Origin of the sequence: Xenorhabdus bharatensis (assembly GCF_037996705.1) — a bacterium.
In the GTDB taxonomy this organism is placed as follows: Bacteria; Pseudomonadota; Gammaproteobacteria; order Enterobacterales; family Enterobacteriaceae; genus Xenorhabdus; species Xenorhabdus bharatensis.
In genome coordinates, this window is the sequence record NZ_JBBMXG010000001.1 from 337,374 (window position 1) to 351,561 (window position 14,188).

14 protein-coding genes are annotated in these 14,188 nt (G+C 40.3%); 5 read left to right on the forward strand and 9 right to left on the reverse strand.

Annotated features, from left to right (window positions below; all coding sequences use genetic code 11):
• Positions 1 to 46: 46 nt before the first annotated feature.
• From AAC855_RS01390 to AAC855_RS01415, 6 genes are all read right to left on the reverse strand, one after another.
• Positions 47 to 778: a GNAT family N-acetyltransferase gene (locus AAC855_RS01390; protein ID WP_340607857.1), complete on the reverse strand. Its 732-nt coding sequence runs from the start codon at positions 776 to 778 to the stop codon at positions 47 to 49.
• Positions 779 to 819: 41 nt separating this feature from the next.
• Entirely contained in the window at positions 820 to 1,701 is an 882-nt protein-coding gene (cysM, locus tag AAC855_RS01395; protein ID WP_340607858.1) for a cysteine synthase CysM, read from the reverse strand.
• A gap of 135 nt (positions 1,702 to 1,836) precedes the next feature.
• Complete coding sequence (gene cysA / locus AAC855_RS01400) at positions 1,837 to 2,925, reverse strand: sulfate/thiosulfate ABC transporter ATP-binding protein CysA (protein ID WP_340607859.1); 1,089 nt, start codon at positions 2,923 to 2,925, stop codon at positions 1,837 to 1,839.
• Between the two features lie 20 nt (positions 2,926 to 2,945).
• Positions 2,946 to 3,794 carry a sulfate/thiosulfate ABC transporter permease CysW gene (gene cysW / locus AAC855_RS01405; RefSeq protein WP_340607860.1) on the reverse strand — a complete coding sequence of 283 codons (849 nt, stop codon included), beginning with the start codon at positions 3,792 to 3,794 and terminating at the stop codon, positions 2,946 to 2,948.
• Positions 3,794 to 4,627 (reverse strand): sulfate/thiosulfate ABC transporter permease CysT, encoded by an 834-nt coding sequence (cysT, locus tag AAC855_RS01410; protein ID WP_340607861.1) that lies wholly within the window; start codon positions 4,625 to 4,627, stop codon positions 3,794 to 3,796. Before cysT ends, cysW begins: the two co-directional genes overlap by 1 nt.
• Before the next feature lie 444 nt (positions 4,628 to 5,071).
• Complete coding sequence (locus AAC855_RS01415) at positions 5,072 to 5,686, reverse strand: RpoE-regulated lipoprotein (RefSeq protein ID WP_340607862.1); 615 nt, start codon at positions 5,684 to 5,686, stop codon at positions 5,072 to 5,074.
• Between the two features lie 211 nt (positions 5,687 to 5,897).
• On the opposite strand from AAC855_RS01415, the gene AAC855_RS01420 reads away from it, so the two are divergent.
• Positions 5,898 to 6,350 carry a hypothetical protein gene (locus AAC855_RS01420; protein WP_340607863.1) on the forward strand — a complete coding sequence of 151 codons (453 nt, stop codon included), beginning with the start codon at positions 5,898 to 5,900 and terminating at the stop codon, positions 6,348 to 6,350.
• Positions 6,351 to 6,377: 27 nt separating this feature from the next.
• Here the strand turns inward: AAC855_RS01420 and AAC855_RS01425 are convergent, their stop codons facing one another.
• The gene (locus tag AAC855_RS01425) at positions 6,378 to 6,800 is read right to left on the reverse strand and encodes a GNAT family acetyltransferase (RefSeq protein ID WP_099110548.1); all 423 of its coding nucleotides are present in this window, start codon (positions 6,798 to 6,800) and stop codon (positions 6,378 to 6,380) included.
• 140 nt (positions 6,801 to 6,940) lie between these two features.
• Here AAC855_RS01425 and hemF point away from each other — a divergent pair, with 140 nt between their 5' ends.
• From hemF to AAC855_RS01445, 4 genes are all read left to right on the forward strand, one after another.
• Positions 6,941 to 7,849: an oxygen-dependent coproporphyrinogen oxidase gene (gene hemF, locus AAC855_RS01430; protein WP_340607864.1), complete on the forward strand. Its 909-nt coding sequence runs from the start codon at positions 6,941 to 6,943 to the stop codon at positions 7,847 to 7,849.
• Positions 7,850 to 8,164: 315 nt separating this feature from the next.
• Positions 8,165 to 9,247, forward strand: coding sequence for a M4 family metallopeptidase (locus tag AAC855_RS01435; protein WP_340607865.1), 1,083 nt, complete (start codon positions 8,165 to 8,167; stop codon positions 9,245 to 9,247).
• A gap of 214 nt (positions 9,248 to 9,461) precedes the next feature.
• On the forward strand, positions 9,462 to 10,508 hold the full coding sequence (locus tag AAC855_RS01440; RefSeq protein WP_340607866.1) for a M4 family metallopeptidase: 1,047 nt from the start codon (positions 9,462 to 9,464) through the stop codon (positions 10,506 to 10,508).
• Between the two features lie 508 nt (positions 10,509 to 11,016).
• A complete protein-coding gene (locus tag AAC855_RS01445; protein WP_340607867.1) occupies positions 11,017 to 11,214 on the forward strand; it encodes a protealysin propeptide domain-containing protein in 198 nt (65 codons plus the stop codon).
• Positions 11,215 to 11,339: 125 nt separating this feature from the next.
• Here AAC855_RS01445 and der read toward each other — a convergent pair whose 3' ends face one another.
• Together der and bamB are read right to left on the reverse strand one after the other, a co-directional pair.
• A complete protein-coding gene (der, locus tag AAC855_RS01450; RefSeq protein WP_340607868.1) occupies positions 11,340 to 12,833 on the reverse strand; it encodes a ribosome biogenesis GTPase Der in 1,494 nt (497 codons plus the stop codon).
• Between the two features lie 173 nt (positions 12,834 to 13,006).
• On the reverse strand, positions 13,007 to 14,179 hold the full coding sequence (gene bamB / locus AAC855_RS01455; RefSeq protein WP_340607869.1) for an outer membrane protein assembly factor BamB: 1,173 nt from the start codon (positions 14,177 to 14,179) through the stop codon (positions 13,007 to 13,009).
• Positions 14,180 to 14,188: the final 9 nt, after the last annotated feature.

Genomic DNA, 14,188 nt, shown 5'->3' on the forward strand with positions numbered 1-14,188 from the left:
CGCCTCTGTTTTATCGGGTTAAATGATAAAACAGAGCGATTTTTTATCAGTGAATTGAATCAGGGGAAATCATTTCCCATTTGCCAAACAACGTCAACCCTACAGACTTTGCCAATGCCGAAGACGCAAAATTATCAATTTGGCATCGGTATTGAGGCTCATATCCCTGAGCATAAGCATGTTTACTGATTGCACGTACAACTTGTCTGGCATGCCCCTTTCCTCTGAAAGGTTCTAAAGTCAGAACCCCCATATCAGCAATAAGCGCATCATTCCACGGGTACATACTCGCAGCACAAATCAGACCTTCTTGTTCAAAAAAACCGAACACAGCCCAATGCTCCAGCTCAACATAAGCACTATCTAAATCCTCCTCAGAAGCAGCAGACTGAAATGCAGAGAAAACCTCTTTATCTTCTTTTTGCATTAGCTGACGTAACATGCTATCAATATCTTCCTGTAATAATTTTTTCTTTTCTTCTTCTGAAAAATAAAAAATATAATCTGCACCATGGAGAGTAATAGCGGCTTCATGTAATTTCTGGCGAAAAATCGATTCAGACATTTCGTCCTGATGATAAAGCCCTGCTTTTTCAGCCAGTGCCGGAGTCATCACTGATATAATTTGCCCATCAGTAGTTTCCAGCACCATTACACGAGCCTCCTCTGACAAATTTGCATGAATAGCGACTGTAAGAACATCATCACTATAAATAATTTCTCCATTTAATAATGAAGACTGCCAATAGTCGGTGATCGTTTTTGAAAATAAGGCCATAACCTTTAACTCACTAATTTAGGTTCAGTAAATAAGAAAAGTTAATTAAAAACACCTGTAGATAAATATCTATCACCCCGGTCACAAATAATCACCACAATAACAGCTCGCGGATTTTCAGCCGCGATACGTAATGCTCCGGAAACGGCTCCACCTGAGCTAACTCCACAGAAGATCCCCTCTTTCTGTGCCAGCGACCGCATCATCGCTTCGGCCTCACTCTGAGTAATATCCAGTATTTGATCCACCAAATCTTTCTGGTAAATTCCGGGCATATATGCTGGCGACCAGCGCCGAATACCGGGAATATGGCTGTTTTGTGCCGGCTGTAATCCTATAGTTTGTATATTATCTGACTGAAATTTCAGGTAGCGGCTCACTCCGGTAATAGTGCCGGTTGTGCCCATACTGGAGACAAAATGGGTAATACGTCCCTGCGTTTGCTGCCAAATTTCCGGCCCAGTTGTCTTGAAATGTGCCAGAGAATTATCTGTATTATTAAATTGATCAAGCACCTTTCCTTCACCATTCAGCTCCATTTGCTGTGCTAAATCTCTGGCACCTTCCATTCCTAACTCTTTACTGACTAAAATTAATTCAGCACCATAAGCCCGCATTGAAGCCTGACGCTCAAGGCTCATATTTTCAGGCATCAGTAGCTTAAGCCGGTAACCTTTTACTGCTGCAATCATCGCCAATGCAATACCCGTATTACCACTCGTGGCTTCAATCAGGACATCCCCGGGTGAAATTTCTCCCCGTAGTTCGGCTTGTTGGATCATTGAGAGAGCGGCTCTGTCTTTTACAGAACCAGCCGGATTATTGCCCTCAAGTTTCACCCAAATTTCTGCATCAATACTTTCAGTAACTCGTTGTAATTTCACCAACGGAGTATTACCGATAAAATTTTCTAAGCTTGCCACTGCATTACCCGAATCACATATGAGAATAGCCAACAGAATAATCGGATTCAGAAAACTGTCGCAAGCTCTAAATAAAAAACCCCTGTTTTCTACAAAAAAACAGGGGAAACCCAAAGTGATGAGAATAATGAAAAATTAAGCAGATTCAGCAAATTTTAATACTTTTAATGGTGAATTACCTTCATACAGGCGGGCACCTTTGCCTCCCATAAAATACTGGCTGCCCCGAACTGGCATTGATGTGCTATCCTGCCAGATAACCGATAAACTCTCATCCCCCCAACCAACAGGCTGGACAGACAACAGTGAAAAATGCCCTCGTGGATTGATTTCCGTCACTTTAACAGGCAAAGGGCAGGATGATGTTTGTTGTGTACTGAGGTTCATCTCCCACGGGCGCAGGAACACATCAACATTTCCCTGATGTAATGGTGCTACCTCCAATGGAAAAATTTTTCCGCCAACCCACAACTGAGCGCCTTTTATCTCACCATGTAATTGATTTACTTCGCCCATAAATTCCATCACAAAACGGCTTTCCGGCTCTTTCCATACCTGCTGTGGCGTACCAACCTGCTCGATAGCACCTTGATTCATCACTACAATCCGATCAGCAACTTCCATTGCCTCTTCCTGATCATGAGTGACAAAGACACTAGTAAATTGCAATTCTTCATGAAGCTGGCGTAGCCAACGGCGTAATTCCATCCGAACCTGTGCATCCAGAGCACCAAATGGCTCATCCAGTAAGAGAATCTGAGGCTCAACAGCGAGCGCCCTTGCCAATGCCACTCGCTGTTTCTGACCACCAGAAAGCTGTGACGGATAGCGATCTGCAAGGTGGGATAACTGCACCATATCAAGCAACGACATTACCTTACGCCGCAGTGCCTCTCGCTTAGGTCGCTGGCGTCGTGGAAGTACAGTTAAACCAAAAGCAACGTTATCAAACACGCTCATATGACGAAACAGAGCATAATGCTGAAAAACAAAACCAACCTGCCGATCTTTTGCATGTACCTGACTGACATCCTTACCGTGAAATTTAAGTCGCCCCGCACTCTGCTGTTCAAGTCCGGCAATAATCCTCAGTAAAGTCGTCTTGCCGGAGCCGGATGGACCAAGCAAAGCAACCATTTCACCAGATTCAATATTCAGTGATATATCATTCAGTATTTGAACACGACCAAAAGATTTACTGATTTTGCTGATTTCAATACTCATATCCTGCTCCCGACCTTCGTTTACTGGCGACTCAAATGACTCAGACGCCACTGCAAAGCACTTTTGACAATCAGGGTAATCATCGCCATAACTGCCAATAAAGCCGCCGCCACAAATGCGCCAACAGTGTTGTAATCCTGATAAAGCAGTTCAACCTGCAAAGGTAAGGTGTATGTCTCCCCTCTGATTGCGCCGGATACCACAGATACCGCACCAAATTCACCAATTGCCCGGGCATTAGTTAAAACAATGCCATACAGCAATGCCCAACGAATATTCGGCAATGTCACACGCCAGAACATTTGCCAGCCAGAAGCACCTAATAATATTGCCGCTTCATCTTCCTGATTGCCCTGACTCAGCATTACCGGCACCAATTCACGGATAACGAATGGACATGTCACAAATACAGTGACCAGAACCATACCCGGCCATGAAAACATTAACTGGATGTCATAGTCTCCCAACCATTCCCCCATCCAACCGTTAGCACCGTAAAACAGTAGATAAAGCAACCCGGCCACAACCGGTGAAACTGCGAATGGAATATCAATTAATGTCAGCAACAATTGTCTGCCGGGAAATTGGAAGCGGGTTACCAACCATGCAGTCACTACGCCAAAAACCAGATTAATAGGCACTGTAATAAGCGCAATCAACACAGTCAGCCAAATAGCATGGAGCATATCGGGGTCAACAAGATTCTGGGTGAAAATATCGATTCCCTGTGAAAAAGCAGTCAGAAAAATCCACGCTATCGGAATAACCAGAAACAGAATGGAAATAACCATTCCCGCTCCAATCAAGAACCATTTCCCCCAGTTCATTGAGGGGCGCATCATCTGCGTGTATTCAGAAAAATCAACCACTAAAGTCCCCCAATCCGCTTACCAAAGCGACTTTGTAATAAGTTAACGCTAAACAGCAATACCAGTGATACCGCAAGAATAACTGAAGCAATTGCGCTGGCAGCGGGATAATCAAATTCTTGCAACCGGACAAAAATCATCAGGGAAGCCACTTCGGTTTGCCACGCAATATTGCCCGCAATAAAAATAACTGCCCCGAATTCTCCCAGACTGCGAGTGAAGGAGAGCACTGTACCAGCCATCAGCGCAGGAGAGACTTCTTGCAGAATAACCCGCCGAAAAGTCTGCCAGCGATTCGCCCCTAATGTCTGAGCAGCTTCTTCATATTCAGGCCCTAATTCTTCGAGTATCGGTTGAACGGTACGAACAACAAAAGGCAGACTGGTAAATGCCATCGCAACCGCAATCCCTAGCCAAGTATTTGCGACTTTAATATCAAAATGAGCAAGCCAAGAACCATACCACCCGGTTGCAGAAAACAGCGTTGCCAGAGTTAGCCCAGCGACGGCTGTTGGCAATGCAAAGGGTAAATCCATCAATCCATCAAGCAGGTTGTGCCCCGGAAAGCGGTAGCGGGTAAGTATCCACGCCATTAGCATTCCAAAAACCATATTGAATAAGCTGGCGACAGCAGCCGCTAATAAAGTCACCTGATAAGCCGCAACAACCTGTGGATTTGCAATTACCTGCCAATATTGTTCCCATGTCATGCTGGAAAGCTGTATGACTAACGCGCTGAGTGGTAATAGCAGGATCAGGCAAGTATAAAGCAAGCTACAACCCAGACTCAGCCCAAATCCGGGTAATACTCGTTTACTGGATGCAACAAACATTATTGGTACCCACTTATCAAAGTTGCTCCCACACATTGATAGTGTTGAAGTGAATTTTTATCAGAATTATCCAGTAACTCAGCCACAACCTTCATTCAAACCTTACCCATCAAGCTATTCAGCAAGAATTTTTTAACCACGATTTTTAACAATAAGTTATTCATACTGTATCCAGAATATTTATAACAGGATAGTTAACTACCCTCTGTTTTATATACCGAATTTTTATGAGAAATGATGAAACGAGATAAGCTATAAAAAATATAGGGTTATTGAGGGTAGCGGAAATTAACACCTGACGTACTGAAGCTGATTTTGTCGACTGGAATGGGGATATTATCTTGATTAAAATACTTCCTTATCATCTTTATCTTTCAAATGGCCTCTTTGTTGGCAGCTCTCCCTTGCCGCCACAATAACTTGAAATTCATTAGGTATATTTTTTTATTTGGCTTTCCAGATAATGCGGGAAATTTTCCATGTTTTCAGCACATCATCAGGGGGCAGTAATTCTTCCGACCCATCCCATGTTCCTGTAAATATATAATTGATATTTTGACTTTGGGGGGCAATACAGACAATCTCCTGCTGCATAGTGAGTAAACTGTCGGAACGCTGGCAGGCACCATAAGCTTTGTCATACAGCGTAGAGAAAGATGTACCTATTTTTGTTCCCCACGTGGTTTTCACCCTTTCATCCAGAATGATAATATGATCCACCTTTCCATTATTCAGACCCGATAATTCAATGCTGACCTGATTTCCTTCCATTCCCTGTATTACGTTAAAAAATTTTCCATTTTTAATTTCCATACCACTGCGTAAGCGATACCGGTTATCCAGCCCCTGTTGGATAGCAGATAAATTCATGTCTGTTTGTTGATTGACTTCCCCTACTCCCTGCTCAGATACCTCCAGAGTACGACTAAACCAATTTAAAGGAGACAGGGAAGACCATGAACCTGCACAAGCAGTTAATAACAATGAACTTCCTATCAGACCACTGAACGCCATAATTCTTTTTTTAAATAGCAGGCTAGATATAAAATCTCTTTTCATTACAACTTATTACCTTTGTCCATTCTAACATCTTATTATTAAGATCATTCAAAAACAGCAAGTTAAGGATAAATACATCCCTTTAATACAGCGGGATGTAGAAAAAACAGATAAAAATACAGTTTTATAATTCCATTGTGCAATTATTTAAAAAAGGATGTATATGATATCGGAAGATGGAATAAATATAAACCGATGGCGGAAGTGCGTGATGATAGAAATGACCCCAATATTTATTGATTTTCTAGATATCCCTACTGTAACAAACAGTTTTGTAACAACAAGGGATATGACAAAAACTGCAATTCCTCAAACACTACATCTGAAAAGTGATATAAAAAAAAATATTATCATTCAGGGGAATGAAAAGACATTCAAAAACAAAAAGGATAATAAAGTCTGCAATCTTCCTTTAATCAACTGGCGGATTTTAATCAATAAGCCTGAATTACCAATTAAATATCATTATTATTTTTTCAAAGATAAAAATGGAAAAATCCAAATCGTGATTAAACCTGAAATTGAAAGTAAAAATCATTTAATATCAGAAAATCTTATTACAGAAAATAAACATCAATTCAAATTCCATCATATGATAAAAAAAACAGCGAGGAAATTATTAAAATTTTTGTATAAAGATACGGTTAATGGCCGAACAACATAATATTTCTCAGCCACTTACCTTCAATACTTAGTCAATAATCAGACGCTTATTAAATACAGTATGTTCCTGCCCCCAATAATCATATTCCATTTTTTCACACATACAAATTGTGGCATCATTCTCTTCTGGAACCATAATTAGAATACTAGGGCAACCTCTCGCCAATAATTTCTTCTCAAGGCGGGAAACCAATGCATTAGCAATGCCTCTTCCTCTGAATTCGGGATGAACACCTAAATAATAAGCATGACCACGATGCCCATCATATCCCCCCATTACTGTTCCAACAACTTCCCCCGCCACCTCGGCAACCAGAAATAAATCAGCATCATGAGTTAATTTACGCTCAATATCGAGTTCCGGATCATCACCGGGATTAATCAAATCACAACGCTCCCAAAGTGTGATAGCGGCTTCAAAATCTTCTTGCCGAAATACCCTAATTTCCATAGTTAGCCAGCCTGTTTAATAAGCAATCAGTTTAATGTCAATAATCACTACTTTCATTTCGGAATCAATATGAAAATGCGTTCATTGATACTAACAGGTATACTGCCTATAGCCATAAACTAACCAGAATGAAAGCAGAAATGAATATAGCTAATATATCTCAAGTTAAGACTTTTTTCCTCTCATTACAGGACGAAATCTGTAAACAACTTGAACGTCTGGATGATCATTCCCATTTCATCGAAGAGTGCTGGCAACGGGAGGAAGGAGGTGGCGGACGCAGCCGTGTCTTAAAGTCGGGTAAGGTTTTTGAGCAGGCAGGTGTGAACTTTTCCCATGTAACCGGAGATTCACTGCCTTCGTCAGCAACAGCTCACCGTCCTGAACTGGCGGGTCGCAGCTATCAGGCAATGGGCGTTTCTCTTGTTATTCATCCCCAAAATCCTTATGTTCCGACTAGTCACGCTAATGTGCGTTTTTTCATTGCAGAAAAAGAAGGTGAGTCCCCCATCTGGTGGTTTGGTGGCGGGTTTGATCTCACCCCATATTATGGTTTTGAAGAGGACGCCGTTCACTGGCATACCGTTGCCAGTACACTATGCCAGCCATTTGGAGAGGATATTTATTCCACATATAAAAAATGGTGTGATGATTATTTCTTTATTAAGCATCGTAATGAGCCTCGCGGTATTGGCGGATTGTTTTATGATGATTTAAATAGCCCCGATTTTGATACTTGCTTCAACTTTACCCAAGCTGTGGGTAATGGTTTCCTGTCAGCTTACCTGCCTATTGTTGAAAGAAGAAAAAATATCAGCTGGGGAGAGCGGGAAAGGCAATTCCAATTATATCGCCGTGGCCGCTATGTCGAATTTAATTTAGTCTGGGATAGAGGAACATTGTTCGGACTGCAAAGTGGCGGTCGAACAGAATCTATACTGATGTCTATGCCTCCTTTAGTTCGCTGGGAGTATAATTATTCCCCTGAGCCAAATTCTCCAGAAGAAGAACTCTATACATCATTTCTGATAAAAAAAGACTGGATATAAATAAATTCGGAAGTAGCCCATTAGCATAAATAGGCATTGGGCTATTTATCACTGTTCTAATCTAAATTTAAAATTGAATATACACTTCGTCTTTCAAATTATCTCTTTTCTGGCTACGTATCTTTAGATTAATTGCATATATTACCACTCTGCTTTTATATCAATAGATTAATAAATTTATTGTCCATATTTCATTAGCAATATTCTGTTATAAAAAGTCAATATTTACCCTAATGACTATCACTTCAATTATCGATAGTATGCAAATGAGCGCTCAAAACAATAAACATAACATTGACAAAACAGGGGATTATTATGAATAAACAATCAATTAATAGATGCAGTTTAATTCCTCCATTTGTCTTAGAACAAATATCACACCACTGCGATGAATGTACTAACCAATATGTATTAAAAACATTAGATCATATTTACAGCTTAATGAATATTACGGTATTAGAAGGTGTTCCACAGCCGGAATATGAAATAAAATATGATAAAAAAATAAAACCACACAGAACTATCTATGATGCGGAACAAAAAGAAGAGTTTCCCGGAAAGAAATTGACCCGGAGTGAAGATATGCCTGACAGCGATGATATTGCCGTCAATGAAGCCTATGAGTATCTTGGAAAAACACATGAGTTTTATAGTAAAGTTTTTGATCGCAATTCACTTGATAATAAGGGGTTGAAATTAGTTGCGACTGTTCATTATGGCAAAAACTACTTAAATGCCTTTTGGTCAAGAAAGCAAATGGTTTTTGGTGATGGTGATGGTCAGTTCTTCAATCGTTTTACCTCTGCTATTGATGTGGTAGCACACGAACTGACTCATGGAGTTATTCAAAATGAAGTTAATCTTTACTATGCCTACCAGTCTGGTGCCCTGAATGAGTCTATTTCAGATGCATTTGGTATTATGGTAAAACAGTATGCCAATAATCAAAGAGCAGATGAATCCGACTGGTTATTGGGAAAAGGAATATTAGGTCCCCGGTTTAACCCAGAGAATAAGCCTGATATTGCCTTACGCTCATTTATAAAGCCGGGCACCGCATTTTCCAACGACAGGCAGGTTTCTCATATGGACCAATATGAAGAACTACCAATTACGCTGGATAATGGAGGAGTCCATATATATTCAGGGATCCCTAACAAGGCATTTTACCTACTCGCAATCGCGCTGGGAGGTTACTCATGGGAGCAGGCTGGAAAAATTTGGTATGAAACTTTGTTAGATAATCGTTTATCTTCATATGCCACATTTGATGAGTTCGCTACATTAACTATTAAGAGTGCAGAAAGATTATTTGGTAAAAATATCGCCAAAATTACTAAAGAGTGCTGGAAAGAGGTTGGTGTACTTTCACCCAAAAAACAGCAACCAAAATATTAATATAGTATTATTCCTTAATATTAAATTAATTTCCATTTTAATCATATAATTAATAATGGATAGTCTATTAAATCTGTTTATTATATTTATAGATTAATAAATCAAAAGGAAGAAAAAAAGCATTTAATTAGTAGAAAACCTTGTGACTTAGGCTAATAATTTAATTGGGATCCCAAAAAATACACAGCATCTAAAAATAAACCGGGGTATCATTATGTACAAAAATACGATACACAACATTATTCCTCCAAACTTATTTGAATATATTATTAAAAATTGCGATGAAAATGATAAGGCTCCAATATTAAAAGCATTAAATCATACTTATAATTTAATGAATTATTATGCTGGCATGGGAAGTTCATCACTAATATATAACCCGGGGGATGATAAGAATTTGGATAGAATAATATATGATGCCGAAAATACAGATAAGTATCCAGGGACAAAAACAGTTCGGACTGAAGGTTCTTCTGAAAGTAAAGATATTTGTGTTAATGAAGCCTATGAACATCTTGGTGTAACTTATCAATTCTATAAAGAAATTTTTGGTCGTGACTCAATTGATAATAAAGGACTTAAGTTAGTTGCCACAGTGCATTACCTTGAAAATTATGCAAATGCATTTTGGACAGACAATCAGATGGTTTTTGGTGATGGAATGAAGTCGTATTTTAATCGTTTCACGTCCTGTATTGATGTTACAGCCCATGAACTGACACATGGTGTCACTCAATATGAAGCAAATCTGGACTATGCCTATCAAGCGGGTGCTCTCAATGAGTCTATTTCAGACGTATTCGGTATTATGGTGAAACAATTTTCTAATAATCAAAAATCCGGCGAGTCTGAATGGCTCGTAGGTCAAGGGATCTTCGGGCCAAAAATGAACCCTAATAATGATCCCAATCTTGCACTGCGTTCGTTCAAGGATCCGGGAACTGCGTATTCAGATGATGACCAAATCGGCCATATGGATCAGTATGAAGATCTTCCTTTTTCAAATGACAACGGTGGAGTTCATAAATATTCAGGTATTCCAAATAGAGCATTCTACCTATTAGCAACGGCTTTAGGTGGATATTCATGGGAACAGGCAGGTAAAATCTGGTACAACACTTTGACAGATAATAACCTGTCTAACAAAGCAAATTTTGATGATTTTGCGAAATTAACGGTAAGTAATGCCAGCAAACTCTTTGGTAAAAGTGTTTCAAATCATGTCACTGATGCATGGCATCAAGTGGGTGTCCTGCGCTGACTATAAAATAATATTTTTGGCACAGGGGTTTCCTAACCCCTGTTTTTATCGTCATATATATTTCTATATTCTTTTTTATCAGATTATGATTTTCCTAATCACATCCGTTTTATCTTAATTAAAGTCTTCAACCACATGAATTCCCAATAATATATAATCAGCGTTGGTTCTTAAAACTTATCTGCTTATCACATATATTTTTAACAGAAAAAATGAATAAAAAAATTTACATTTTTAGTAGTGACTGATTTAATCATTTTGACTAATATTTAGACTAGCAAGGTAAGTGATACCCAACGGGTTTCAATGTGCATCACTACAGTAAAGGAATAACAAAGGCTGACTTCCGATGGAACACAAAAGCCGCTCATTAATCCCTAGGATCATAATGCATCGTACATTTATAAAAATGGTGACTGGGGATTGAGTATAGCCAGCAAAGAGCTACTTGAAAAACCCGGGATATTAGATAGATACCAAGCTCACACACTAACAAATTGGGTATATTATGTGCAATCTAACAAATCAACGCTGTTTCGTTCCACCCCATTTGCTGGAATATATTGCAAAGCACTGCGATGAAAAAGATAAGGAATATGTGCTAAAAACATTAGATCATGTTAATAGTTTAATGAAAAAATCAGCTGAAAATTCTTCGTTACAAAAAAAAGATATAACTAAAATTGATAAAGAAAAAAGCAATTAATCATTTGATGTTAAAAAGCATGACCCAGAAAATAACCAATTTAATTATTCATCAGTATGATTAATTATCTTAAACAAAAATAAAGAGCTATTTATAGCTCTTTATTTTTTTAGTTCTTTACTTAATTAACGCTTTTTCAAATGTTCCATCAAACGCTTACGTTTACGTAACTGCGTTGCTGTTAATGTATTTTTCTTACCCGCATACGGGTTAGCACCTTCTTTAAACTGAATACGAATTGGTGTACCCATTACTTTTAAAGAGCGGCGGAAATAATTCATTAAGTAGCGTTTATACGAATCAGGTAAGCCTGTTACCTGATTGCCGTGAATAACAACGATTGGCGGATTATATCCTCCGGCATGAGCATATTTCATTTTAACCCTGCGCCCGCGTATGATTGGTGGCTGATGATCATCTTCAGCCATACGCATAATACGGGTAAGCATAGACGTATTGACTCGACGGGTCGCACTTTCATAAGCTTCCAGAATCGAATCAAACAGATTCCCTACTCCACTACCATGTAAAGCAGAAATAAAGTGGACACGGGCAAAATCAACGAACCCCAGACGTAAGTCCAGCATATCCTTAACATGATCACGGTCTTCCTGAGTCATGCCATCCCATTTATTCACTGCAATGACTAAGGAGCGGCCGCTGTTAAGAATAAAGCCCAACAGGGAAAGATCCTGATCCGAAATACCCTCACGGGCATCAACCACCAGCATAACGACGTTCGCATCTTCAATTGCCTGAAGTGTTTTGATAACAGAAAATTTTTCTACCGTTTCTGTCACCTTGCCACGTTTACGAACCCCCGCTGTATCAATCAGCACATATTCACGGCCATCACGCTCCATCGGAATATAAATGCTGTCACGGGTTGTTCCCGGCATATCGAAGACAACAACACGCTCTTCACCCAAAATACGGTTAGTCAGTGTGGATTTACCCACATTTGGGCGCCCGACGATTGCTAACTTCAATGGCAGTGTTGTCGGATCGAAATCATCTTCCTGCTCTGCTTCTTCAGCAGCGTCTAGTTCAGCCTGCTCTAACTCAGCCCAATAAGCAGCGTTAGCTTCTTCTTCCGTTAATTCAATTTCCTCTGCACCTTCCTCGTCTGCATAGAAAGGCAACAGTGCGTGCTCAATCAATTGTGTCACGCCACGCCCATGAGAAGCAGCGATAGAGTGTATATCCCCCAACCCCAGAGAATAAAACTCAGCAACAGATGTATCAATATCGATACCATCAGTTTTATTTGCGACTAAAAATGTCGATTTTTCACGGCTGCGCAAATGCTTTGCAATCGCATGATCAGCAGGCATCATCCCGGATCTGGCATCAACCATAAACAGGACAATGTCTGCTTCTTCGATTGCCATCAAAGATTGCGTAGCCATATGTGTTTCTACGCCCTCTTCTGTTCCGTCAATACCACCGGTATCAACGATAATAAATTCTTTCCCTTCAACTTCCGCACGTCCATATTTACGGTCGCGGGTTAAACCGGGAAAATCCGCAACCAATGCATCTCTGGTACGGGTTAAGCGGTTAAATAAAGTAGACTTTCCGACATTGGGGCGCCCAACCAGCGCAACGACAGGTATCATTTTTGATGCCTCATGACTAAATGTAAATCGATATCCCGCAAAAAAAGAGGCGCTTGAAGTTCGTTCACAACAAAATCTTCTTCTCATAACTGCAAGATACTAAAAAGACGACACGGCTCCTGTCATTACAGGAGCCGTGTTCGGATAAAACGCATTAAAACATTTACTGTATATCAGCGCGTATATAGGTAAACTTTACCATTCCTTGCCTGCACCATCAGCTTATCACTGGCGATAACCGGACGACTCAGCAAGCCTGAGCTATCAACCTTATGCTGAGCCATAAACTGACCATCTTCCATATTCAACCAGTGCAGATAACCTTCCCCATCACCCACAACCAGATAGCCATTATACATTTCCGGTGCAGTCAGATTACGGTGCAACAAATCATTCTGGGACCAGATTGTTACCCCATCACTTTTACGCAGGGATAAGATACGATCATCCTGATCTACAACAAAAATATTGTTGTCAGTTACAACCATATCGTTGACGGAACCAAGATCACGTTTCCAGATAATCTGACCAGAACGCATATCCATTGCAACCAGATTACCATTATAAGCAATGGCATAAATGACATTATCAGAAATGACCGGTGTCATATCAACATCATTCAGGCGATCAATTTCCGTTGCACCAGTGACCTGAGAGATACGCTGTTGCCAAATAAGTTGCCCCTGTGAAAGCAGAACAGCACTGACGCGGCCATTATCACCACCAACAACCGCTGCACCATATGCCACAGCGGGAGCTGACTCACCACGGACGGACAACGGAGGCGTATCCATATTGATGGACCACGCGATGGAGCCATCATTTTCATTCAATGCCTGTAACATCCCATTGCCGGTATGAATAAGGATAAGATTATCACTTAACACCGGACGGGATAACGCTTCACCAGCAACCTGAGTTTCCCACTCAACTTTGCCGGTTGTAGCATCTAATGCGATAACTTTGGCTTTCTCTGTGCCAACATACAGACGATCACCTGATACCGTCAAACCACCGGACAATAACGCAGGCAAACGTGACGACAGAAAGCCTGCTTTCTCTGACAGATCGGTAGACCACAACTCTTTGCCGCTATCTATATCAAATGATTTGATAATACCATTGCGATCAGCAACATAAACAGCAGAACCTTGCCATGCAGGTGATAAGTGAGAGTAATAATGACCAACTCCACTTCCAACTGACTTATCCCACACCACGTGAGGATTGAATTGGTTTTCAACCTTTGGCAGCGGGGACATGATGACTGTATCCTGTTCACTTGAGCAACCCGCCAGCAGAACAGAAGCAACCAGCCCAACCAGAAGTGTTTTACGCAGTTGCATTAGAGTTGG

Coding starts and splice junctions, on each gene's coding strand:
- AAC855_RS01390 (WP_340607857.1), bottom strand. CDS start 778: ATGGCCTTATTTTCAAAAACGATCACCGACTATTGGCAGTCTTCATTA.
- cysA (WP_340607859.1), bottom strand. CDS start 2,925: ATGAGTATTGAAATCAGCAAAATCAGTAAATCTTTTGGTCGTGTTCAA.
- cysT (WP_340607861.1), bottom strand. CDS start 4,627: ATGTTTGTTGCATCCAGTAAACGAGTATTACCCGGATTTGGGCTGAGT.
- AAC855_RS01415 (WP_340607862.1), bottom strand. CDS start 5,686: ATGAAAAGAGATTTTATATCTAGCCTGCTATTTAAAAAAAGAATTATG.
- AAC855_RS01420 (WP_340607863.1), top strand. CDS start 5,898: ATGATAGAAATGACCCCAATATTTATTGATTTTCTAGATATCCCTACT.
- AAC855_RS01425 (WP_099110548.1), bottom strand. CDS start 6,800: ATGGAAATTAGGGTATTTCGGCAAGAAGATTTTGAAGCCGCTATCACA.
- hemF (WP_340607864.1), top strand. CDS start 6,941: ATGAATATAGCTAATATATCTCAAGTTAAGACTTTTTTCCTCTCATTA.
- AAC855_RS01435 (WP_340607865.1), top strand. CDS start 8,165: ATGAATAAACAATCAATTAATAGATGCAGTTTAATTCCTCCATTTGTC.
- AAC855_RS01440 (WP_340607866.1), top strand. CDS start 9,462: ATGTACAAAAATACGATACACAACATTATTCCTCCAAACTTATTTGAA.
- AAC855_RS01445 (WP_340607867.1), top strand. CDS start 11,017: ATGTGCAATCTAACAAATCAACGCTGTTTCGTTCCACCCCATTTGCTG.
- der (WP_340607868.1), bottom strand. CDS start 12,833: ATGATACCTGTCGTTGCGCTGGTTGGGCGCCCCAATGTCGGAAAGTCT.
- bamB (WP_340607869.1), bottom strand. CDS start 14,179: ATGCAACTGCGTAAAACACTTCTGGTTGGGCTGGTTGCTTCTGTTCTG.